Here is a 20047-nt window from a genome sequence, read left to right as displayed (position 1 = left end):
AACGGAATAACAAGAGCGCAGATAGTCCCGGTGTGAAAGCAACTGGAGAATGACAATGCGTGTGTTTCTCACCGGAGCCACGGGCTTCATCGGCTCGGCACTGGTTCCTGAACTTCTCGACGCGGGCCACGAAGTCATCGGCATGACCCGCTCGCAGGCAGGCGCCGAAAAGCTGATCGCATCAGGGGTCGAGCCACATCTGGCGACGCTCGAAGACCTCGAAAGCATCGAACGCGGCGCCCGGAATGCGGATGCCGTCATCCATACGGCGTTCGACCACAACTTCGAACGCTTCGCCGAGAACTGCGAAAAGGACCGGCGGGTCATCGAAGCGCTGGGATCAGCCCTTACCGGCTCCGACCGCCCGCTGCTGATCACCTCGAGCATCGCGATGGGCGCGCGCGGCAAAGGCGAGCTCGCTGTCGAAGACGTCTTCGATACGGATCACCCAAACCCGCGCATTGCTTCTGAGCGCGCTGGAAACCGGCTTCTGGACGGAGGGATCAACGTCTCCGTGCTCCGTCTGCCGCAGGTCCACAACACGTTCAAGCAGGGCCTCATCTCGCCGCTCCTCGACATTGCCAGAGCAAAAGGCGTTTCAGCTCACGTGGGGGACGGAACGAACCGCTGGTCGGCCGGTCACCTTGGCGATGTTGCGCGCCTCTACCGCCTTGCCATCGAGAAAGCGGAACCAGGTGCGCGCTATCACGCGGTCGGAGATGAAGGCGTGGAGATGCGCCTCATCGCCGAAGCGCTGGGTCGCGGCTTGAATGCCCCTGTTGTTTCCATCTCAGCCGACGAGGCTTCGGAGCATTTTGGCGCGATGGCACGGTTCGTCGGTCTGGACATGAGGGCGTCGAGCGCGAAGACACAAGCAAAGCTCGACTGGCACCCGACCGGCCCGACGCTGATCTCCGACCTCGATGCGATGGTCTATTGATGGGCTAGCGAGCAATGCGCGCCGGCGCCTCACTGGATGAGGAGGACCGCAAGCGACAGGGCGAGCGCCGGAAGCATGACGACGGCGCCCAGCTTGAGAAAGCTCAGGGCGCCGATGTGCAACCCTTCGCGCTTCAACGCCGTCAGCCACAGAATGGTCGCGAGCGACCCGGTGACCGAGAGGTTGGGGCCGAGATCGACGCCGATCAGCACCGCGCCGGCGATCTTGTCGGACACATGCGCCAGTTCCACGGCGCTTCCGGCAACAAGGCCGGCCGGCAGATTGTTGACGAGGTTGGAGCCGAGCGCCACGACCGTGCCGGCGATCGCCGCCGTCTGGGCGGGATAGAGCGAGGCATTCTGGGTCAGCTGATGCGCCAAGGCATCGATCAGGCCCGTCCGGTTCAGGGCTTCGACCACGACGAACAGGCCGGCGACGAGCGGCAGCACGCTCCAGGACACGCCCTTCAGCGTTTCGACAGGGCTCTGCCGGGTGATCGCGAGAACAGCCGCCGTCGCGATGCAGCCGGCCACAAAGGTGGGCAACCCGAGATCGAAATGCAGCGCCGACGCGCCGAGCAGCAGGACCGCCGTCGCGCACAAGGCAATCCCTGTCAGCCTTGCGCTATGCGACAGCGGCACGCTTTCAACCACGGGGGGCACGCTGTCGGCCGCGATGGTCGAGCGCTGCGTCCAATAAAGCGCGATAAACGTCACGACGATTGAGACAATCGAGGGAAGACCGAACGTGGCGAGCCAGCGCGACAGAGGCGGCATCGTTCCGCCGCCGAAGATCACCAGATTGGCCGGGTTGGAGATGGGCAGCACGAAGCTTGCGGCATTGGCGATGAAGGCGCAGATGAGGAGGTACGGCATCGGATCCTTCACCTTTGCCGTGCGGCACGCCGCATAAACGGCAGGCGTCAGCACGACCGCGGTCGCATCATTCGACAGGAACGCGGTGACGACGATGCCGACCCCATAGATCAGGACGAACAATCGCTTCGGCGAGCCTTTTGCATAGGCGGTCGCAATCGATGCCAGCCAGTCGAACAGCCCTTCCCGTCTGGCAAGTTCCGATAAGAGCATCATGCCGATCAGGAACAAGTAGACGTCGAGACCCTTGGCGACGCCGGCCCAGGCATCCCAGGGGGCGATCAGGCCGAACGCCAGAAGCAGCGATGCGCCAAGCACGGCCCATATCGCTTCCGGCCAGGCAAACGGCCGGGTAATGACGCCGAGCGCTGTCAGGCCGGCGATGCTCCAGGTCAGGGTCAATGCGTTCATGGATGGTCCAACCGAAACGATCATGGTGCGACAGGGATCTCGCGATCGTCTCCTGCCTTGTTCGCACCTTTTTGGGAAGGGGCAATGCTCTTGCGCCCGGCGAGAAAGGCAGCAACTGCCAGCGCTGCGACACCGCCATGCACCCAGTAGGCAAGGCCATAGCCGCCGACATCCGTCAGCCAGCCGGCCACGACATTGCTGAGTGACGCACCGATGCCCTGAACGGTCATGACCGCAGCCAGTCCGACATTGAAACGACCGGTTCCCGCAAGGATCCGTTCCGCAGCAATCGGGGTGGCGATACCGATCAGGCCTGCGCCAACTCCATCGAGGATCTGCACCGGATAGATCACAGCGAAATTGCTAAAGGAGCCCGCAATCGCACCGCGGATCGGCAATGCAAGCAGCGCGATGAGGAAGACCGTCGCCAGCCCGAACCGCCGGATCAGGAAAGGCGCCGCTAAAGCCATGACGATCATCGACAGCTGCGACACGCCGGTCGTCACCGCCGTCGTCTGAAACGGCGTCCCGAGATGGATCGAGAAGTCCTGGGCAATGAGGCGGCTGATCGGCGCGTTGCCGAAGTGGAAGATCATCAGCGTCACGGCAAGCAGGATCAGCCCCTTGCTGCCCACGAGGACGGAATAGCCGGAGGGACCCGGCGCTCCATCGTCATGCGCCAGACCGCGCGCCGCGTTGTGATTGATCCGCTCCGGGTCGATCGCAAGCGCTGCCAGAATGGCGGCGACCGCCGTGACGATCATCAATCCGATGACACCGCTGACGCCGAAGTAGACCGTCGCTAAATAGATGCCGGCGAGCGAGACGACGTTGCCGAGATGGTTCCAGAATTCGTTTCGCGACACCTGACGGGAAAACGCCTTTTCGCCGACGAGGCCAAGCGTCAGCCCCATCAGCGCCGGACCGACGACGGCCCCAACGATGGCGGTTGCCGACTGACCGCCGAACACCGATGCATTTCCGGGGCTGGCAAGCGTCCACAAGGCTGCCGCCGTCACCAGGATCACCGGGATGATGATGAGCGTGCGTTTACGCTTGGAGGCATCCACCCACGCCCCAAACAGCGGCGTGGCGATCATTCCGAGTACACCGCCAAGCGTGGCGATGAAGCCGAGCGTCATCGGCGACCACCCGTGGGTAGCGAGAAACCCGTCGAGAAACGGTCCAAGCCCGTCGCGGGCGTCGGCGAGAAAGAAGTTGAGGACGGCAAGTGCCACCAGGGATCGATCAGTCAGGCCTGTCTGTAGGGTGGATCGCATGCCAGCCTCGCTTCATCATGCTACATGCTTGAAAATTGTGGCGTCCAACGCCGGTGGCGGACGCGGGGTTCCAGCGTGCCCGAAAGAAGATCGGGCAACGCTTTCCCGTTACAACCCTGCCGTCAGGGCTCCGCCACCAGGTTTTGCAACCAGGGCTTTACCCTTTTGGCGCAGGGGGTGTCGGCATATCACCGCGCGGACCGTCATACGGAGGGCCGCCGGCCGGGCCATGAGGCGGAGGGCCACCGGCAGGTCCGTGACGCGGAGGGCCGCCGGCCGGGCCGAGCGCTTCCATGCTACCGTCCTGACGAACGATGTAGGTCGCATGCAGGAAGCCGTTGTCGAAGCGACCCTGGACGCTGACGGCTTCGTTGAGATCGACAAGCTTGCCGTCGTCACCCGATGGCCCGGTTTCAACCAGTGCCCGTCCGCTGTCGTCCTGAACGACGAACTTGTTGCCGAATACCTCGGCTACCGTCCCCTTAACCGTCACCAGGCTGTCCTCCTTGACGGCGGAGATGGCGACCGGGTTCATGGGCGCAAGCTCGACGCTCGGCCCGGTCAGCTTCATTGCGCCGGCTCCGGCCGCGGCCCCGATGGCAAGGATCGCCAAGGCCGTGACGCCGAAGCTTGCCATACGCCGGTTGCCGGTCTTGTGCGGGGGCTTGGGTGCACGCGGCTTGTCGGCCGAACCATCCTTCTGGTCGACGGTCGTGTTGTTGTCCGAAATTGACATGGTCTTCTCCTGTTTTTGTATGCCAGGAGAGATTTATCAGCCGACGACCGATAACAGCCTGAACCTTGTGGTTCAGTTTGAGTTAAGCCTTGCCGCCATAGGACAGCGTCTCTCCACCACGGCAAACGGGTTGCACATGCGCGTACTTCTGGTCGAAGACGATACCGATCTTTCCAAACGCATCGCAGCCAGCCTGCGGGCCGAAAGTTTTGTCGTGGACATTGCAAAGAACGGCGAGGATGCCGAGCACGCAGGACTGACCGAACTCTACGACGTGGCCATTCTCGATCTGGGCCTACCGAAGATCGATGGCGTGTCGGTTCTGAAATCGTGGCGGGCTGCAGGGCGCACCCTCCCCGTCCTGATCCTGACCGCGCGCGACGGATGGCCGGACAAGGTCGAGAGCTTCAAGGCGGGCGCCGACGATTTCCTCACCAAGCCGTTCAAGATCGAGGAACTGGTGCTGCGCATGCGCGCCCTCGTCCGCCGCGCCACGGGCCATGCGTCCTCCAAAATCCTCTGCGGTCCCCTGGAGTTCGACGCCCAGCTCGGCACCTTCCAGTTCAATGGCCTGTCGCTGAAGCTGACCGCGCTGGAATGGCGCGTGCTCTCTTGCCTGATCCTGCGCAAGGACGTCATCGTCGATCGGCGCGAGCTGATCGAGCGCGTCTACGAAGGCGATGCCGAGGTCGATTCCAATTCGATAGAGGTGATCGTCGCGCGCCTGCGCCGCAAGATCGGCGCGGAACTGATCGAAACCGTTCGCGGCCGCGGCTACATGCTGACGGCAGCGCCATGAGCGGGCTCAACCTATCCGGCCAGGCGTCGATCGCCCGGCGGCTGGCCGGCTTTTCCATCATCTTCGTGACGGCGACGGTGATCGTCGCATCCGTCATTCTCTACCTGATCGTGGCGGGCGTGGTGAGGGAGCAGATCGATCAGCGGCTCGACACCCAGATCGAGGGATTGCGAAATGCACTGACCACCGACAGTGCCGGCGACGTCGTCCTCTCTGCAGACCTCGACGGCCCGCCATTCGATCGTCCGCGCTCCGGTTGGTACTGGCAGGTGTCCGACGATCGGACCCGCATAACCTCCCGGTCGCTGGCCGAGGAAACCCTGGAAAGCCCGCCCCGCCCCTTCGACTGGCGCCACGCGGCGGAGCCCAAGCCACATCCGGCCGATCGTGTCGCCTTCCGCGACGAGACACTGTATCTGCGCACGCTGGAAACGATGGTCGGAGATCGGACGGTCGAGATCATTGCATCGGCGCCGCAATCTTCCCTGAGCGCACCCGCCCGGCGGGCATTGCTGTGGCTGGTTCCTGCGATGCTTCTTTTGGGTGGCGTTCTCGTCGGCGGCATCCTGCTGCAGGTCCGCTACGGGCTTCGACCGCTGAGACAACTGACGTCAGACATCGCATCCATTTCCGCAGGCGCGCTGCCGCGGTTGCCGGATCAGGACGTCGAGGAGTTGCAGCCCGCCTCCCGCGAGATCAACCGCCTCGTGGACAAGAATGCCGAGAGGCTTGCCGAAACGCGCCTGCATTTCGCAAACCTCGCGCACGGCCTGAAGACTCCAGTCGCAAGCCTGCAACTGGCCCTCGATGACGCCAACGATCCCACCAACGAGATGCGCGATCTGGTCGACAGGATCGACCAGCGCATCCGCCACCATCTCGCCCGTGCCCGCAAGACTGCCTCCAGCGGCACCGTTTCGGCAACACAAGTGAACCCCCGCATAGACGATCTTGTGCTTGTCATGTCGCGCATCCACGCTGACCGGGGCATCTCGGTGCAATGCACGATCGAGCCGCAAATTTCGGTTGCCTGTGCGGCCGAGGATTTCGACGAGATCGTCGGCAATCTCCTCGACAACGCGTTCAAATGGGCTGGCAGCCTTGTCGCGATTGATGCCCGCACGGACGGACGCTCGATCGTCATCACGCTCGAAGACGATGGCCCCGGCATCTCCGACGATACGATCGAGAAGGCATTTCTGCCGGGTGTGCGGATGGATGAGACGGTCGCTGGAGATGGGTTCGGCCTGACGATCGCCAATGAACTCGCACAGCTCTATGGCGGAAAGATTGCGCTTCGCAATCAAGACGATAAGGGACTGCGCCAAACCATCACATTGCCGAAAACGGCCGCAGGATCGTCACCCGTTCCAGCTTGAACCGTCCTCTCCACAACCCCTGGAACAACAATGGCCGCCCCGTTTCCGGAGCGGCCATTGTTTTAAACGTCTCGACATTCACCCGGCCTGCTGGGACGCAGGCTCCAGATGCTGCCCGCCTCAGTGAGCCGCGACGAGCTTCGTCACGTGCATCTTGTGCATTTCAAGTTTCGGCAGAGTCTTGGCCGCGAACTCCTTGACCGCCGCATCGTCACCGCCCTTGGCATAGGTCGCAAACAAGCTGACCGCTTCCATATGCGCTGTTGCCTGCATGTCGATATAGAGCGGCTCGAAGTCCTGGTCAGATGCACCCTTCAGCATTTCAAGCATGGCCGCGTGCTTTGGCGACATAACCGGTGCCTCGTCTCCGAGCTTGGCCGCCTTTTTGAGTTCTTCGCCCGCCATCGTATGATCCTTGATCATCTCTGACGCGAACTTCTTCACGTCGGCATCCTTGGCCTTTTGTTCGGCGAGCTTGCTCGACTCGATCTCGAAGGCGTTGGAACTGGTGACGGCTTTGACGAAGGAAGCCTTGTCGACGTTGAACGCGGCAGCGGCTTTGTCGGCGCTGGCGGGCTGTGCCGCAAAGCTTGCCGAGGACATCAAAAGCGAGAGCGATACGAGCGAGGCTGAAATCATCTTGTTCATAGGGGCTCTCCTTACTTGGCTTTGTCGAAGGCTGCGATGAGATCGGCGACGGCGAGATCCAGTGCCTGCTTGGCTTCCGGAACGACCTTGCCCATGCCGAAGAACTCGTGTGTCACGCCGTTATAGGTCTTGGTATTTACCGCAACGCCGGCGTCCTTGAGCTTGGACGCATAGGTTTCACCGTCGGACCGCAGCGGATCGATCTGCGCGAGGATCACGGTTGCCGGAGCAACGCCTGCAAGGTCGGAGCGACCGTTGAGGTTGATGCGCGGGTCCTTGGTCTCATCCATGGACGTGACCGTGTTCTTCACGAACCATTCCATATCGGCCTTGCCGAGCGGCTTGGCATTGGCGTTTTCCTTGTAGGACGCCGTTTCCATGTCGTTGCCGGCGACCGGGTAGACGAGAAGCTGGTGAACCGGCTGCTTCGCCTTCATCTCCTTGGCCATCAGGGCGACGTTGGCCGCGAGGTTGCCGCCGGCGCTTTCGCCCGCAACCGCGATCTTGTCGGAGTTGCCGTTCATGTCGTGAATGTTCTCGACAACCCACTTATACGCCGTCCAGGCATCGTTATGAGCAGCCGGGAACTTGTGCTCGGGCGCATGACGATACTCAACCGATACGACGATGGCTTTAGCGCCGAGCGAAAGGGCGCGCGGTGCGCCGTCATAGACGTTGATGTCGGCAACCACCCAGCCACCGCCGTGATAGTAGACGACGACGGGGAACGGACCCTTGCCGGCCGGCATGTAGACGCGCGCGGCGATACCGCCTTCAGCCGTCGGAATGGTGATGTCCTTGGTGGTCACCTGCGCTTCGGGATTGGACGACAGGCGCTTTTCCCACTGGACAGCCTTCGCAGCATCGGCAGGGCTTGCCTGTGTGCGGGCTTCCGGAACGCTCAAGCTCGAGAACGGCTTGGCGTCTAGCGCACCAAGCTTGTCGAGCACGGCCTGCATATCTGTGGTGGTTTTTGCAATCTCCTGCGCAAACGACGGGGCGGCAAGCGGGGCGGCCATTACCAGTGCGAGAGGAAGTGCTTTCGCAAACATTGAGGACTTCATGTTGGGTCTCCGGTTTAGATGGCTAGCTAACCGGGACGAGGGCCTTATGTTCCAGATAATGCTGTTTTTTCAGATGCTAATCTACAGATGCTGATTTTCGGCGGACACCGCTTGCCGGGTGCAGCGACGGCGAGTAGCGGCCAAAACCGACAGGCGACCGTTGCCGGCCGCCTGCGATAGTTGTCAGATAGAATTACTGGTGGGCGGCGTTATTCCAGAGCCATCCATCGGATGTTCCCAATCGAACGACTTCCGTTTTCGATCAGGTGCGGATCGTAAAATCGACTTCGACGCTTGCCTTGATCGCGTTGGAATACGGGCAGATGTCGTGGGTGACTTCGACGAGCTTCTGTGCGTCGGCTTCCGACATACCCGGCAGATAAACATCCAGGGCAGCGGTGATGCCAAAGCCGCCTTCCGAGCGCGGGCCAATGCCGACGGTTGCATCAACGGTCGAACCATCCGGAACCTTGGTCTTCAGCTGCGTAGCGCCGACGCGCAGGGCGCCGAGGAAGCAGGCCGAATATCCAAGTGCAAACAGCTTCTCCGGATTGGCGCCATCACCACCGGGGCCACCGAGTTCCTTCGGCACGACCAGCTGCAGTTCCAGCGTCCCGTCGGAAAGCGCCGTCTTGCCGTCACGGCCACCGCCGGATGCAGTTGCGCTGGTCTTGTACTTCGCGTCGACAGACATAGTCTTCTCCTGGGTTGGGGCGGATCAATTTTCTTAATTCGCAACTCAATTGCACGCCATTGATATCGCGCTCGGCAGTGCATGTCAATTGCTTGCAATTACCTTGCGCACAATATAGATTGCGCGAATGACAGATATCCCTGAAAAACCGGCATCGGTTGAACTCGACCAAATGCTGTGCTTCGCCGTCTATAGAGCCGAACAGGCCTTCAACCGGGTCTACCGGACTGCGCTGGCGCCGACGGGGCTGACCTATCCGCAGTTTCTCACGATGAAGCTTTTGTGGAGCGAGGGCAGCCTTTCCGTGGGCGAGATCTCGCAAAGGCTCGGCGTCGATTCCGGCACGACCACGCCATTGATCAAGCGGCTTTCGCTGATGGGTCTCGTGACAAAGATGCGCAGGGACGACGACGAGCGCCGCGTCGATATCTACCTGACGGAAAAAGGCCGCGCCCTGCAGGAGAAGTCGGACGCCGTGACGCAGTGCATCGTTGATGCCGTCGGCATGGATCAGCCTCAAGTCAACGCGACCTTGGCGACCATAAACGCTCTCAGCGCGAAACTGAGTGGAACCACGTCGGACCTTTAAGGACGCAGTCCCACGACACCCTCCTCAAAACAGGCTCACGGGATCGTGCCCTTCCCGGATCCGTCAACTGTCTCATCTACGTCCTCGCCGGATACGATCGACAGGAGGATGTCATGTCGGACACCAATGCACTGCCGCCACCGCCCGACCTTTGCGAGACGGTCTTTTCTGCCTGCGAGGACAAAGCCGGCCTTCCCCTCAGTAAGATGATCATTCTCGGCATGCTTGCCGGCATTTACATCGGCTTCGGTGGACTGTTTGCGACAGTGGCACTGGCTGGCGCCGACAGCCTTCCCTTCGGCGTCGCGCAGATCCTCGCCGGCACGGTGTTTTCGCTTGGTCTCGCACTGGTGATGGTCGCCGGCGCAGAATTGTTCACCGGCAACACACTGATGATCGGTCCGGTGGTTGCCGGACGGATCCCCGCTGGCCGGGCGGCGGGGGCGTTGACGACTGTCTATCTGGCCAACTTCGCCGGTTCGATTGCGCTTGCTGTCGTCGCGGTTTTCGCCGGCTTGCATGAGGCCGGCGACGGAGCGGTCGGTCGCGCGGCATTCGAGCTTGCTGAAACGAAGACTGCCAAGGGGTTCGCAACAACGCTTGCAAGCGGCATCCTTGCCAACACGCTTGTCTGTCTCGGTGTCTGGCTGGCCTATGCGGGCCATACGGTCACGCAGAAGATTTTCGGTCTGCTTCTGCCGGTCGCAGCGTTCGTCGCGGCAGGCTTCGAGCACTCCATCGCCAACATGTATCTGCTGACCTATGCCACTCTCGTCCAGGGCATGCTTGAACCCTCGACGGCGCTGTTGGGCACCAGCGACATCTTCGGCAACTTGCTGCCGGCAACGATCGGGAATGTGATCGGCGGAGCCTTCGTGGCCCTCGCCTATTCTGCGGCTTACGGAAAGCCGGCTAAGAAGTGACCTCGGCTCAGAGGGTCTTGAGCAGTCTCAAAAGAGCAAGCATCTCCAGCGGGCTGCGACGCTTGAAGGCGATGTAGGTCGGCTCTTCGGCGCCATGGAACCGGCGCTTGAATGCCGCCTGTCCCTGCAGGTTGAAGATCCTCTTGTTGATGGCCGGCGACTTGTAGGCATATTCGAACCTGCCGCGCCAGAACGCGCTTTCCGCAAACCCGCTTGTCGTGATCGCCGCAAGGGGCGAAAGCCCAAGCGTCACCAGCGACCTGCCCTCTTCCCTGAAGCGGTCCGTCGCAAACTTCGTCAGACCGATCTCGGCATGCGGGGTCGTCCCTGTCTTCTTCCGCTTGAACGTGGACGTGTATCCCGTCACCTGCCCCGCATCGAAAATCGGATCGAAATCGAGCACGGCGATGGTTTCGCCTTGCGGATCGAGGATCAGGAACCGGCGCATATGCGCCGACAGCTCGGCTTTGAACGGCCTGTTCAGGAAACACATTTCCCGCCGACGGACGATGCGGCCAGCGCGCCATTCTTCGGAAACGGCCTTGATCTGGTCGGGCCTGGCCAGACTGCCGTCACACTCGACAATCCGGTAACCGTTCTTCAGCAGCCACCGCTCCGAATAGCGGACCGTCTCGTTCTTCTTTCCGGCAAACGAATGCTCGTTGAGCACGAGATGGGTATCGACGCCCATCTGATTGATCCGGTAGCCGAGCCGAGACAGTGTCTCTGCCGTCTGCCGGCCGATCTGCACGAAACAGGGACGTTCGGCCGCTGCGACGAAATCAGACACGTACCGGGCACGATCGGCCTTGTCGGCGACAGGATCGCCCAAGGCAAACATGTGCCCCATCTTCGTCGCGTAGGCGATATATCCCTTGTCGTCGCCGAAGTGGCTGAGGTTCTTCTGAACCGCCGTCGAATACGCCAGCGAGAAGTCGCCGTGTTGCCGGCAAAGCTCCATCCTGCGTTCATCTGACAACTGAGCGGACGCGAGATTCGGAAGGCCACGGTCAAGAACCGAGTCGATATACCCGCGGAGGCCTGCCATACGATTTTCCTCAAAGTCGATGTCCGTACTTTTGGCATGCGCGTCTTACGGTACATAGAGATATTCTAAACTGGGAGGGCATCTCCCCGCTGTTTCAGGATTGGGTGTTGCAGCAGCGCATGTTTTTCAGCATTGTCTGGCCATGAATCTGCCCGCTGAGCCTCTCCAAATCGAAGATGTCGTGGTCATTGGTGCCGGGCTTTCTGGAATGACCGCCGCCTATGAGCTGGGAAGGCGCGGCATCCGCGCCCGAATCATTGCCCGTGAAGAGCAGGTCGGATCGACCTGGCGCAAGCGCCATCCGCAGCTCTCTCTCAACACGCATCGCGACATTTCCCACATGCCGGGGCTGCAATACCCGAGCGGAACCTCGGCTTTTCCCAAACGGGACGTTGTTGCCGCTCATCTGGCACAGTTTGCCCGTGACAACGCCCTTGATATTGAACACGGCGTTTCGGTTGAGGCGTTGAGCAGACGCGACGGCGTCTTCCATCTTGCAACATCCGCCGGTCCGGTTTTGTGCCGCAACGTCGTGGTCGCCACAGGACGCGATGGCGATCCGTGGCAACCTCTGTTCAAGGGTGCGGAAAACTTCGGCGGACAAAGCATACACGCTTGCGACTTCGGGGATGCGAAGCAGTACCGGGGAAAGCGGGTGCTGATCGTCGGCGCCGGCAATTCGGGGTTCGACATTGCCAATCACCTGGCGAAGGTCGATCTGGCCGACTGCTGGTTTTCCGTTCGCTCCGGTTCATCGGTTCTTCCCAAGCGGTTGTTCGGCGTGGCCGTCCATAAATTCTCGCCATGGCTGGCACGTCTTCCCACGCCTGTGGTCGATATCGCGATCTCGCTGACGGAACGCTTGGCCTTCGGGGATCTGACCAAGCTCGGGTTTCCCAGATCATCGCACAAGGCCGCAACGCGGCTTGCCCGCGATCATGTGGCGATCCCGGTGGATGACGGCGCTATCAAGGCCGTACGTGAAGGCCGCATCAAGGTTGTCGGCGAAGTTGTCGAATTCACGCAAGCCGGCACCGTTCTGCACAAGAACGGCGTGGTGACAGCCCCGGATGTGATCATCTACGCGACCGGTTACGGCGCGCAGCATCAATCGCTTCTTGGCGAACTGGCCATCGAGAACAGTCACGTCCCATCCCCGAGCGGCCCTGATATTCCAGGCCTCTGGTTCATCGGCATGACGCCGGGCCTTATCAGCTATTTTCACAATGCCAGAGAAGAAGCCGTAGAGATGGCCGCCGCGATTCGATCGCGCCTGGACACGGACGCGCGCTCAGGCCGTTGACACAGAGTTTTGCCAACCGGTGATGCGGCGGACAACGGCCCCCATGGAACATTTTGCCGTGCCCACCCATTCCTGACTGAGCCTCTACAGTCTAGTAGCAGCCGAATGGGAGATATCATGGACGATAACAAGAACGCTCAGGAAGCCGTCGAAGAAACTGGCAAGAAAGCGCCGGCGACATCGGATAGCCCTGTCGCCGGTCCGCACGCCAAGCCTGAATTGATGGATGAGAGCAAGACGCCTGGTACGGGCTCGTTGCCGGATACGGATGACGAGAGCGTTTCGCCGGGCGGCGGCTGAGGACCCGCGAAGACAATGACAAAAAGCCCAGCGCAGGCATTGCAGGATGAAAGCGCCGAGTGGTTCGCGTCCCTTGAGCCGGTCAGGCCTCAGGACATGGTCGGCCTGTGGAGAGGCCGCGGCCACCCGTCCGACCATCCGCTCGATGGCGTCCTTGAAAACCTGCGCTGGTTCGGAAAGCGCTTCCATCCGGACGGGCGGGCTGATGCGCTGCTGTTTGAGGGCGCACCGGGCAGGCTGGTTGCAGTCGACCCGAAAGTGTTTCCCATCCGGTGGGCGATCCGGCTTGCAAGGTTCGGCCGCACCTCGAGCGCGGTGAACCTGTTTTCCCACATACGCCCGCGCGTGCGCGCAAAATCCACCACCGCATCCCTGGAAAACAGGATGGATCGCGACGTGTTGACTGCTGCGATGGTCTACGACCAGCAACCGATTACCGACATGTTCCGGCGGATCTCCGATACAGAGATCGCGGGCAAGATGGTCGTCGAAGGCGACCCACGCCGGTATTATTTCCGTCTCGAGAAAGTCGTCGATTGACCGCTGCGCAAACGGTCCTCGCCGCCTGCGATCACAACCACATTGGTCGGGCGGAACAAGGTGAACAACACAGGGTTATCTCTGCACTTCAACCCTGATGTGGAACGCCTCATGAAATCTCTCGCCATTGCCTATGTGGCCACTCTCGTTTCCTTTCTCGCAATCGACGCTGTGTGGCTCGGCCTTGTTGCCGGCAAGATGTACCGGGAAAAACTCGGCGACCTCATGCTTCCCTCTCCCAATCTCGGGATCGCTGCGATCTTCTACCTCTTCTTCGCGGTTGCGATCGTCATCCTGGCGGTAAAGCCGGGTCTCGATGGAGGTTCCTTGTGGGTTGCGATCGGATGTGGCGCATTGCTCGGTCTGGCCGCCTACGGCACCTATGACATCACCAATCTCTCGACACTGAAAAACTGGCCGGCTTCGCTTGTCATCATCGACATGATCTGGGGAACAGTCCTGACGGGCATCGCCAGCGCCTGCGGTTACATCGCCGCCCGCTCCATGAGCTGAGCTCGATCCGCTCAGTCCGCCACCGTACGAAGCAGCTCCGTCGTTGCTCCCTGCTTCCCAGCCATTGGAAGCAGGGGAAAGTTATGATTTATGGGCGGCGGTAGAACACTCTTCTAGCACCTGGAACAAACGACCGGTAACCGCGTTCCTGTGCGCGCGCTGATGAAGGACGGTAAGGAATTGACGCTGGAAACCAATCCAGAGTGTCGAAATCTATTCGACGTATATGACTGGGAATCCTCAGATATAGGCCCGAAGGATCGCTGGGCCGTGGAGTTGCGGACTCTGGTGAACGTCATGCTCGGGTCGCTGCAACCGATGCTGATCGTGTGGGGCCCTTCACAGACGACGCTCTACAACGACGGCTACGCCGAAATGTGCGGCAAGCGGCATCCGGCCGCATTCGGAAAACCCTTCGGCGAACTGTGGCACGACATCTGGGATCAGGTGGAGCCGATCATTTCTGCAGCCTATGCCGGACAGGGTACGTCGATGGACGATATCGAGTTCGTCATGCATCGCAACGGCGTTCCTGAAGAAACACATTTCGCCTTTTCCTACACGCCGGTCCGAGACCCCTGGGGAACGGTGCTGGGAATGTTCTGTGCCTGCACCGAGCAGACATCGACCGTGGCGGCACGGAACGCCGAACGGACCCTGCGGGAGCGCTTCGAGCAGGTCTTCGAGCTCAGCCCCGGCGGTATCGCCATGCTGACCGGACCCAATCACGTCTTTGAATACGCCAACGAAGTCTACTACTCGATGATCGGCAGCGGCCGCGACATCATCGGCAAGACGGTCGCCGAGGCCGTGTCGGAAGTGGTCCGTCAGGGTTACATCGACATCCTCGACAGAGTTTACCAGACGGGCGAACCCTTCGTTGCGAAAAACCTTCGGATCGAATTGAACAGAGGAACCGCCGGCGAAAAGCAGGACCGGGTCATCGATCTCGCCTATCAGCCCATGGTGGAGGACGACGGCAAGGTCATCGGCATTCTCGTTCAGGCAATCGATGTCACGGAGCTTCGAGCGGAGGAGGAAAAACAGGCACAGCTGTCGCATGAACTGGGGCACCGCCTGAAAAACCAGCTTGCAATGGTGCAGGCGATCGCATCGCAGACGCTTAGAAATTCGACAGACCTCGCCAGCGCCAGGGTCCGCCTATCGGACCGGATCGCCGTCCTCAGCGCCGCCCACGATACCATTCTGCTGGGCGGTATGGGCGCCTCGACTGTCACGCAGCTCGTCGACAAGATGACGTCCCTTCACGACGACCCTGCAAATCCCCGCATCACCGTTACAGGCACGAATATCAAGGTCGGCTCGCGCCCTTCCCTCTCTCTCTCGTTGATCCTGCACGAACTGGCGACGAATGCAGTCAAATACGGAGCCCTTTCGCTTCCGGACGGGCGGGTCAATATCCAGTGGAAGATCGCCGGTCCGAAATCGGATCGTTTTGAACTCATCTGGACCGAGACAGGCGGGCCGCCGGTGCAACAGCCTGAAGGCCCCGGTTCCGGTTTGCGTCTGATCAATGCCGGGCTTAACGGGACCGCAGACAGTACCGTCGCCTTCACATTCCAGCCTTCAGGTCTCACCTTCCGAATTGACGCAGACCTCCAGGGTTTCCAGCAGGAACATTGATGAAACATCATCCCATCCTCGTGGTCGAAGACGACGGCCTGATCCGCATGGATCTGGCGGACGTCCTCAGCGACAGCGGCTTCGATGTCGTCGAAGCCGCCAATGCCGATCAGGCGCTTGCGCTTCTGGAGGCCGGCATTCCGGTCAAGGCGATGCTGACGGATATCGACATGCCGGGATCGATGAACGGCATCAAACTCGCAAACCTCACGGCTTCGCGGTGGCCGGAATGCAGAATCATCGTCATCTCTGGACGTTTCTCGCCCGATCAGGGTAGTTTGCCGCAGGGAGCACGCTTCCTGTCAAAACCGATTTCGGAACGCCAGCTCAGCGTCGCGCTCTTCGAATTGGGATTATCTTCAACGATCTGAATGAGGTACATCGAGATCGCCCACCGCGAAAGAACCATGACATGACAAGACCTCTGTCCAAAATTGGCAACGGCCGCATGGCGAGGCTGACGGCCGAATACGACTGGTCGCCAACATCGCTGGGACCGATTTCGTCATGGTCCGAAGCGCTGACCTCTGTCATCGAAATGATGCTGGGCCAAAAGCATGCGATCTGCGTGTTCTGGGGTGAGCAACTCAACATCCTCTATAACGATGCCTACGCACCGCTTCTGGGCGCAAAGGAAGCCGGCGCCCTCGGTCAGCCTGCCAAACAGGTCTGGTCGGAAATCTGGCCGGATATCGAGCCTATCGTCAACCAGGCGCTGTCGGGCGACGGAACCTGGGCCGAGGAACTTCCTCTGACGATGCGGCGCAACGGATACGACGAAGAGACCTTCTGGACCTTTTCCTACAGCCCGCTCTACGAGAAGGGCGAGATCAAGGGCATGATCAACATCGCCCTCGACGCAACGCCGGGAGTGCTCGCCCGCAGGAACCAGCGCGAATTGCAGCGCGAGCTCGTTCACCGCGTCAAGAATACGCTTGCGGTAACAGCCGCGGTCGTTTCCTCGACGCTGCGTCAGGCAAGCAGCCTCGACCAGGCAAGGGCCACCGTCTCGGACCGGATCGCCGCGCTTGGGAGCGCGCAGGAACTTCTGCACGATTCTGCCGACAACACCCCCGTCCGGGGAATTGTCGAGGCAGCCCTCGCAGCGCATCTCGATCGGTCCGATCGTGCGGTGATCTCCGGGCCGGACCTCTACGTGGCATCGCAACAGGCGATCGGACTCTCGCTCGCGGTGTACGAACTTGCGACAAACGCCGTGAAATACGGGGCCTTATCCACAGAGACCGGGCGGATCGGAATTTCGTGGGAAGTCACAGCGGACGGGACGTTCCATTTGGTCTGGCAGGAAACCGGGGGCCCACCCGTAATGGCTCCGGCCAGGACGGGATTTGGATCACGGCTGACCAACAAGATCGTGCCCGCGTATTTTGAAGGCGAAGGCAAGACCCTCTACAATTTCGACGGCGTGCGGTTCGAGCTTCATGGCAAGATCCAGACCGGGCGCCTGAACAGCGCCCGGGAGAACGCTGCCGCCCTGGTCTGACGGGGCTTCGGCAGACGGGACTTGGCAGCGATGACGATCTCGACATAAAGTCAGGCGGGCTCAACGTCGCTCGGCGTTGCATCCACCGCACGGGTATCGACTTTAGCGACAAGCTCGCGAGGATCGAAATAGGCCCGGAACGACTTGATCTTTTCGCCATCGCTTTCGAGAACGCTGACGCCTGAATAGGCTACGGACTGACCCTCGACAACCGCATCGCTGCGCCATTCGAGTATGGCGACGCCATCGGTTTCGACGACGTTGATGAATTCGGACTCGATCGTTGAAAACGCGGCGCGATAGGCCGTCCAGAATGCCTGTGCGGCTCCCGACTCGGCTGAATCATGGATCGACAACGGGTTGGACAGGACAGCATCGTCGCGGAACAGGCCGGCGATAGTATCGACGTCGCTGGACTTTTCCAGACGATGAAGGGCAGCGATGAAATTGTCGGTCAGTTGGGTCATATCGGTTCCTTCTTGGATCTTGCAATTGGAACCAGCACCGGACGATGATGTTCCGGACAAAGACGAAGCGCATTCCGGAGGAGGTCGTCATGACGGTCGTGCGAATGGGTGGTTGCCTCTGGCAATTGGAACCAGCACCGGACGATGATGTTCCGGACAAAGACGAAGCGCATTCCGGAGGAGGTCGTCATGACGGTCGTGCGAATGGGTGGTTGCCTCTGCGGCAAGGTGACATTCAGTGTGGCGGGCGAACCCACGCGGGTTGGGCTCTGTCACTGTACCGACTGCCGTCAGGAGAGCGGATCGGCTTTCACCTATTTCGGCATCTGGCCTGCTCATGCTTTCTTGAGTGAAGGAACGACGGCCGAACAAGGGGGACGGCGCTTCTGTCCGTCGTGCGGTTCAAGGCTTTTCGCCTGCGACGAGCACGAAGCCGAGGTCAAGCTCGGAAGCCTGCGCGACGCGCCTTCGGGTATAGTGCCGACCTACGAACTCTGGATCAAACGACGGGAGCCATGGCTTGCCGCGCTGCCGGACGCGGAGCAGTTTGACGAGGACCGACCTTAGCTCCCGGGCGGTGCCCCGCGCTTGTTGCTAGCGATCAAACCGGTCGCGCAGAAAAAGCACGGCTTGCCTCGCCTCTTCGGACGAGATCGTGTGCCCGACCTGGGGATAGAGTTTCAAAGTAACGTCGTAACCCGCGCCCCGCAGCTGGCCGGCGGCGGCAACGGATGCCACGGACGGGATCGTCTGATCCGCCTCGCCATGCATCAGAAGAACCGGTATCTTCGAGGCCGAGGCCTTGGGCGGCAGCGGCAACAGGCCGGCGATACTGATGACTGCGCCGACCTTCCAGCGCCCGGAGGACACGGCGTCCAGCGCCATGATTGCACCCTGAGACACGCCGACAAAGGCGACACTTTCCAGATCACCTTTGAAACCTTCGCGTTCGACGATGTCGGACATCAGGCTGTTGAAAGCCTTTCTGGCACCCTCAATACGGTCCGGCCGCAGCACCTGATCGTCGACCGCAAACCACTGACGACCGCCGGACCGATGCGCAAACGGCGCATCTGGCGCGACGAACCGCGTGTCCGTCAGGCTTGACTGCCAGGAATTGCCGATGGCCGCCATGACCGAACCGGAGCCTCTGATGCCGTGCAGGAAAATCACCAGACGACGCGGTTTCGTTTGAGAGGTTTTGATGGCAACGGCTCCTTTCGCCTGATCGACAAGAGGGACGCCCGCCTCGATCGGCCCTGCAACCGGTTTTGGCGCGCGCAGGTCAGCGCGCGTTCCCGAGGCATCCAGGGCATGAGCCGGGCTGGACAGAAGCATCATCAAGAAGATGGATGCAGATGTGAACGGGACGGCGAAGTTCAGGCGCGGCATGGGTATTCCTGATTGATCTCCCCCGAAACCACAGCCATCCCAAATCGTTCCGGAAACCCGCGGCAACGATTGCCCCTCGGCGATTACACTTTCGTGTGCAGTCCGGCGGCGGTTCGGCCACAGCCGGTGCGAACCGCGTCCCGCATCGCCTGAGGTGGCGTCAAAACAAGACGGGAAGCGATAGAGGGGGAGAATACCCAACGCCTAAAACGACAAAACCCGCCGTGGTGAACGACGGGTCTGATCAATGGTTTGGTAGCTCGCTTACTTCTTGGCAGGGCCGCCGCGGGGCGACGCCTTGCGGCCTTGGCTGTGCGCGCCGGTCGTCTTGGCATCATAGCCTTGGCCGTGATTTGTGCCACCGAGATGACCACCGCCGCTGGTATTTGCAATCTGTCGCTCAGCCTTCTTGAGAAGCAGCGCCGCATCGGTCTTTTTCATGATTGTCTTTCGGTATGTTTAGAATGAAAAAAGGCCGGGCAAAATTGCACCGACCTTCCTCATCGTCGCTTCATTCACCGGTGCCAGTACATCCGTGGTCAAAGGTAGGAAGCGAAAGCGGCAGTTGCGAACATCGAATAGCCCGACGCTCATCAGCAATGCCGATGCGCAGACCATGTCATGAGAATGTGTTCCTAACAAGTTGAAGGCACAGTCTTTGCCGACACAGCCAAATGAGAGCGTTTCGTCTGTGTTTCATACAACGCACAGCATCGGCCAAGTCTCAGCCAACAACGGCATTGACGCTAGTGACCCCGCGGACCATTTATCCTTGATGCCAAAACAAAAGACGAATGAGGGGCCGGAACTGTTTAAACAGTGGCCCCTGCCTCCCAAGGCAACGCTCGGCTCGGCGGTCCGCGCCAAGGGGATCCTGCTGGAGATCCGCGCGCGCCTGCCTGCCGCTTCGCGCAAGTTGCTGGATCTCGATGGAGGCAGCCTTGTGCTTGCGATGCCCGAGACGTCGAAGACCGAATTCGACGTCGAAGACCGAATTC

23 protein-coding genes and 1 pseudogene are annotated in these 20047 nt (G+C 60.7%); 14 read left to right on the top strand and 10 right to left on the bottom strand.

Features of this window, described 5'->3' with window-relative positions; translation table 11 throughout:
- Positions 1-55: 55 nt before the first annotated feature.
- Positions 56-940, top strand: a complete 885-nt coding sequence (locus ASG19_RS07885) for an SDR family oxidoreductase (RefSeq protein WP_062455055.1) — start codon at positions 56-58, stop codon at positions 938-940.
- Between the two features lie 29 nt (positions 941-969).
- Here the strand turns inward: ASG19_RS07885 and ASG19_RS07880 are convergent, their stop codons facing one another.
- The 3 genes from ASG19_RS07880 to ASG19_RS07870 form a co-directional block, all read right to left on the bottom strand.
- Positions 970-2226, bottom strand: coding sequence for an arsenic transporter (locus ASG19_RS07880; protein WP_062457794.1), 1257 nt, complete (start codon positions 2224-2226; stop codon positions 970-972).
- A gap of 20 nt (positions 2227-2246) precedes the next feature.
- Positions 2247-3506 carry an MFS transporter gene (locus tag ASG19_RS07875; RefSeq protein WP_062455053.1) on the bottom strand — a complete coding sequence of 420 codons (1260 nt, stop codon included), beginning with the start codon at positions 3504-3506 and terminating at the stop codon, positions 2247-2249.
- Positions 3507-3663: 157 nt separating this feature from the next.
- Positions 3664-4242 (bottom strand): hypothetical protein, encoded by a 579-nt coding sequence (locus tag ASG19_RS07870; protein ID WP_062455052.1) that lies wholly within the window; start codon positions 4240-4242, stop codon positions 3664-3666.
- A gap of 136 nt (positions 4243-4378) precedes the next feature.
- Here ASG19_RS07870 and ASG19_RS07865 point away from each other — a divergent pair, with 136 nt between their 5' ends.
- Together ASG19_RS07865 and ASG19_RS07860 are read left to right on the top strand one after the other, a co-directional pair.
- Positions 4379-5041, top strand: coding sequence for a response regulator transcription factor (locus ASG19_RS07865; RefSeq protein ID WP_062455050.1), 663 nt, complete (start codon positions 4379-4381; stop codon positions 5039-5041).
- Positions 5038-6420, top strand: a complete 1383-nt coding sequence (locus tag ASG19_RS07860) for a HAMP domain-containing sensor histidine kinase (protein ID WP_062455047.1) — start codon at positions 5038-5040, stop codon at positions 6418-6420. Before ASG19_RS07865 ends, ASG19_RS07860 begins: the two co-directional genes overlap by 4 nt.
- 120 nt (positions 6421-6540) lie before the next feature.
- On the opposite strand, the gene ASG19_RS07855 is transcribed toward ASG19_RS07860, so the two are convergent.
- The 3 genes from ASG19_RS07855 to ASG19_RS07845 form a co-directional block, all read right to left on the bottom strand.
- The gene (locus tag ASG19_RS07855; RefSeq protein ID WP_062455045.1) at positions 6541-7068 is read right to left on the bottom strand and encodes a DUF4142 domain-containing protein; all 528 of its coding nucleotides are present in this window, start codon (positions 7066-7068) and stop codon (positions 6541-6543) included.
- 11 nt (positions 7069-7079) lie between these two features.
- A complete protein-coding gene (locus tag ASG19_RS07850; RefSeq protein WP_200933887.1) occupies positions 7080-8132 on the bottom strand; it encodes an alpha/beta hydrolase in 1053 nt (350 codons plus the stop codon).
- Between the two features lie 262 nt (positions 8133-8394).
- Entirely contained in the window at positions 8395-8826 is a 432-nt protein-coding gene (locus ASG19_RS07845) for an organic hydroperoxide resistance protein (RefSeq protein WP_062455043.1), read from the bottom strand.
- A 127-nt stretch (positions 8827-8953) separates the two neighbouring features.
- On the opposite strand from ASG19_RS07845, the gene ASG19_RS07840 reads away from it, so the two are divergent.
- Both ASG19_RS07840 and ASG19_RS07835 read left to right on the top strand, forming a co-directional pair.
- A complete protein-coding gene (locus ASG19_RS07840; protein ID WP_082476256.1) occupies positions 8954-9415 on the top strand; it encodes a MarR family transcriptional regulator in 462 nt (153 codons plus the stop codon).
- A 113-nt stretch (positions 9416-9528) separates the two neighbouring features.
- Positions 9529-10338, top strand: a complete 810-nt coding sequence (locus ASG19_RS07835) for a formate/nitrite transporter family protein (protein ID WP_062455038.1) — start codon at positions 9529-9531, stop codon at positions 10336-10338.
- Positions 10339-10345: 7 nt separating this feature from the next.
- Here the strand turns inward: ASG19_RS07835 and ASG19_RS07830 are convergent, their stop codons facing one another.
- Complete coding sequence (locus ASG19_RS07830) at positions 10346-11386, bottom strand: phosphatidylglycerol lysyltransferase domain-containing protein (RefSeq protein ID WP_062455036.1); 1041 nt, start codon at positions 11384-11386, stop codon at positions 10346-10348.
- A 142-nt stretch (positions 11387-11528) separates the two neighbouring features.
- Between ASG19_RS07830 and ASG19_RS07825 the strand changes: the two genes are divergently transcribed.
- From ASG19_RS07825 to ASG19_RS07795, 7 genes are all read left to right on the top strand, one after another.
- Positions 11529-12689 carry an NAD(P)/FAD-dependent oxidoreductase gene (locus ASG19_RS07825; RefSeq protein WP_062455034.1) on the top strand — a complete coding sequence of 387 codons (1161 nt, stop codon included), beginning with the start codon at positions 11529-11531 and terminating at the stop codon, positions 12687-12689.
- A 117-nt stretch (positions 12690-12806) separates the two neighbouring features.
- Complete coding sequence (locus ASG19_RS07820) at positions 12807-12989, top strand: hypothetical protein (RefSeq protein ID WP_062455032.1); 183 nt, start codon at positions 12807-12809, stop codon at positions 12987-12989.
- Between the two features lie 15 nt (positions 12990-13004).
- The gene (locus ASG19_RS07815) at positions 13005-13529 is read left to right on the top strand and encodes a GXWXG domain-containing protein (RefSeq protein WP_062455031.1); all 525 of its coding nucleotides are present in this window, start codon (positions 13005-13007) and stop codon (positions 13527-13529) included.
- 111 nt (positions 13530-13640) lie between these two features.
- On the top strand, positions 13641-14042 hold the full coding sequence (locus tag ASG19_RS07810) for a DUF2177 family protein (protein ID WP_062455028.1): 402 nt from the start codon (positions 13641-13643) through the stop codon (positions 14040-14042).
- A 270-nt stretch (positions 14043-14312) separates the two neighbouring features.
- Entirely contained in the window at positions 14313-15686 is a 1374-nt protein-coding gene (locus ASG19_RS07805) for a PAS domain-containing protein (protein ID WP_162238002.1), read from the top strand.
- Positions 15686-16057: a response regulator gene (locus ASG19_RS07800; protein ID WP_062455024.1), complete on the top strand. Its 372-nt coding sequence runs from the start codon at positions 15686-15688 to the stop codon at positions 16055-16057. Before ASG19_RS07805 ends, ASG19_RS07800 begins: the two co-directional genes overlap by 1 nt.
- Before the next feature lie 41 nt (positions 16058-16098).
- The gene (locus ASG19_RS07795) at positions 16099-17190 is read left to right on the top strand and encodes a sensor histidine kinase (RefSeq protein ID WP_244476119.1); all 1092 of its coding nucleotides are present in this window, start codon (positions 16099-16101) and stop codon (positions 17188-17190) included.
- Positions 17191-17240: 50 nt separating this feature from the next.
- On the opposite strand, the gene ASG19_RS07790 is transcribed toward ASG19_RS07795, so the two are convergent.
- Positions 17241-17657, bottom strand: a complete 417-nt coding sequence (locus ASG19_RS07790) for a nuclear transport factor 2 family protein (protein ID WP_062455021.1) — start codon at positions 17655-17657, stop codon at positions 17241-17243.
- Between the two features lie 189 nt (positions 17658-17846).
- On the opposite strand from ASG19_RS07790, the gene ASG19_RS07785 reads away from it, so the two are divergent.
- On the top strand, positions 17847-18224 hold the full coding sequence (locus tag ASG19_RS07785; RefSeq protein ID WP_062457783.1) for a GFA family protein: 378 nt from the start codon (positions 17847-17849) through the stop codon (positions 18222-18224).
- Between the two features lie 27 nt (positions 18225-18251).
- Here the strand turns inward: ASG19_RS07785 and ASG19_RS07780 are convergent, their stop codons facing one another.
- Positions 18252-19049: a dienelactone hydrolase family protein gene (locus ASG19_RS07780; protein WP_244476118.1), complete on the bottom strand. Its 798-nt coding sequence runs from the start codon at positions 19047-19049 to the stop codon at positions 18252-18254.
- A 264-nt stretch (positions 19050-19313) separates the two neighbouring features.
- Complete coding sequence (locus tag ASG19_RS24195) at positions 19314-19490, bottom strand: hypothetical protein (RefSeq protein ID WP_174196266.1); 177 nt, start codon at positions 19488-19490, stop codon at positions 19314-19316.
- A gap of 334 nt (positions 19491-19824) precedes the next feature.
- Here ASG19_RS24195 and ASG19_RS07775 point away from each other — a divergent pair.
- Positions 19825-20047, top strand: a pseudogene (locus ASG19_RS07775) (hypothetical protein); the annotation flags it as partial.

Source organism: Rhizobium sp. Leaf306, from assembly GCF_001423425.1.
Classification (GTDB): domain Bacteria; phylum Pseudomonadota; class Alphaproteobacteria; order Rhizobiales; family Rhizobiaceae; genus Neorhizobium; species Neorhizobium soli.
This window is presented reverse-complemented; position numbering and strand designations above follow the sequence as displayed.

Excerpts from the sequence above, each read along its gene's own strand:
- ASG19_RS07885 (WP_062455055.1), top strand. The coding sequence starts at position 56 with ATGCGTGTGTTTCTCACCGGAGCCACGGGCTTCATCGGCTCGGCACTG.
- ASG19_RS07880 (WP_062457794.1), bottom strand. The coding sequence starts at position 2,226 with ATGAACGCATTGACCCTGACCTGGAGCATCGCCGGCCTGACAGCGCTC.
- ASG19_RS07875 (WP_062455053.1), bottom strand. The coding sequence starts at position 3,506 with ATGCGATCCACCCTACAGACAGGCCTGACTGATCGATCCCTGGTGGCA.
- ASG19_RS07870 (WP_062455052.1), bottom strand. The coding sequence starts at position 4,242 with ATGTCAATTTCGGACAACAACACGACCGTCGACCAGAAGGATGGTTCG.
- ASG19_RS07865 (WP_062455050.1), top strand. The coding sequence starts at position 4,379 with ATGCGCGTACTTCTGGTCGAAGACGATACCGATCTTTCCAAACGCATC.
- ASG19_RS07860 (WP_062455047.1), top strand. The coding sequence starts at position 5,038 with ATGAGCGGGCTCAACCTATCCGGCCAGGCGTCGATCGCCCGGCGGCTG.
- ASG19_RS07855 (WP_062455045.1), bottom strand. The coding sequence starts at position 7,068 with ATGAACAAGATGATTTCAGCCTCGCTCGTATCGCTCTCGCTTTTGATG.
- ASG19_RS07850 (WP_200933887.1), bottom strand. The coding sequence starts at position 8,132 with ATGAAGTCCTCAATGTTTGCGAAAGCACTTCCTCTCGCACTGGTAATG.
- ASG19_RS07845 (WP_062455043.1), bottom strand. The coding sequence starts at position 8,826 with ATGTCTGTCGACGCGAAGTACAAGACCAGCGCAACTGCATCCGGCGGT.
- ASG19_RS07840 (WP_082476256.1), top strand. The coding sequence starts at position 8,954 with ATGACAGATATCCCTGAAAAACCGGCATCGGTTGAACTCGACCAAATG.
- ASG19_RS07835 (WP_062455038.1), top strand. The coding sequence starts at position 9,529 with ATGTCGGACACCAATGCACTGCCGCCACCGCCCGACCTTTGCGAGACG.
- ASG19_RS07830 (WP_062455036.1), bottom strand. The coding sequence starts at position 11,386 with ATGGCAGGCCTCCGCGGGTATATCGACTCGGTTCTTGACCGTGGCCTT.
- ASG19_RS07825 (WP_062455034.1), top strand. The coding sequence starts at position 11,529 with ATGAATCTGCCCGCTGAGCCTCTCCAAATCGAAGATGTCGTGGTCATT.
- ASG19_RS07820 (WP_062455032.1), top strand. The coding sequence starts at position 12,807 with ATGGACGATAACAAGAACGCTCAGGAAGCCGTCGAAGAAACTGGCAAG.
- ASG19_RS07815 (WP_062455031.1), top strand. The coding sequence starts at position 13,005 with ATGACAAAAAGCCCAGCGCAGGCATTGCAGGATGAAAGCGCCGAGTGG.
- ASG19_RS07810 (WP_062455028.1), top strand. The coding sequence starts at position 13,641 with ATGAAATCTCTCGCCATTGCCTATGTGGCCACTCTCGTTTCCTTTCTC.
- ASG19_RS07800 (WP_062455024.1), top strand. The coding sequence starts at position 15,686 with ATGAAACATCATCCCATCCTCGTGGTCGAAGACGACGGCCTGATCCGC.
- ASG19_RS07795 (WP_244476119.1), top strand. The coding sequence starts at position 16,099 with ATGACAAGACCTCTGTCCAAAATTGGCAACGGCCGCATGGCGAGGCTG.
- ASG19_RS07790 (WP_062455021.1), bottom strand. The coding sequence starts at position 17,657 with ATGACCCAACTGACCGACAATTTCATCGCTGCCCTTCATCGTCTGGAA.
- ASG19_RS07785 (WP_062457783.1), top strand. The coding sequence starts at position 17,847 with ATGACGGTCGTGCGAATGGGTGGTTGCCTCTGCGGCAAGGTGACATTC.
- ASG19_RS07780 (WP_244476118.1), bottom strand. The coding sequence starts at position 19,049 with ATGCCGCGCCTGAACTTCGCCGTCCCGTTCACATCTGCATCCATCTTC.
- ASG19_RS24195 (WP_174196266.1), bottom strand. The coding sequence starts at position 19,490 with ATGAAAAAGACCGATGCGGCGCTGCTTCTCAAGAAGGCTGAGCGACAG.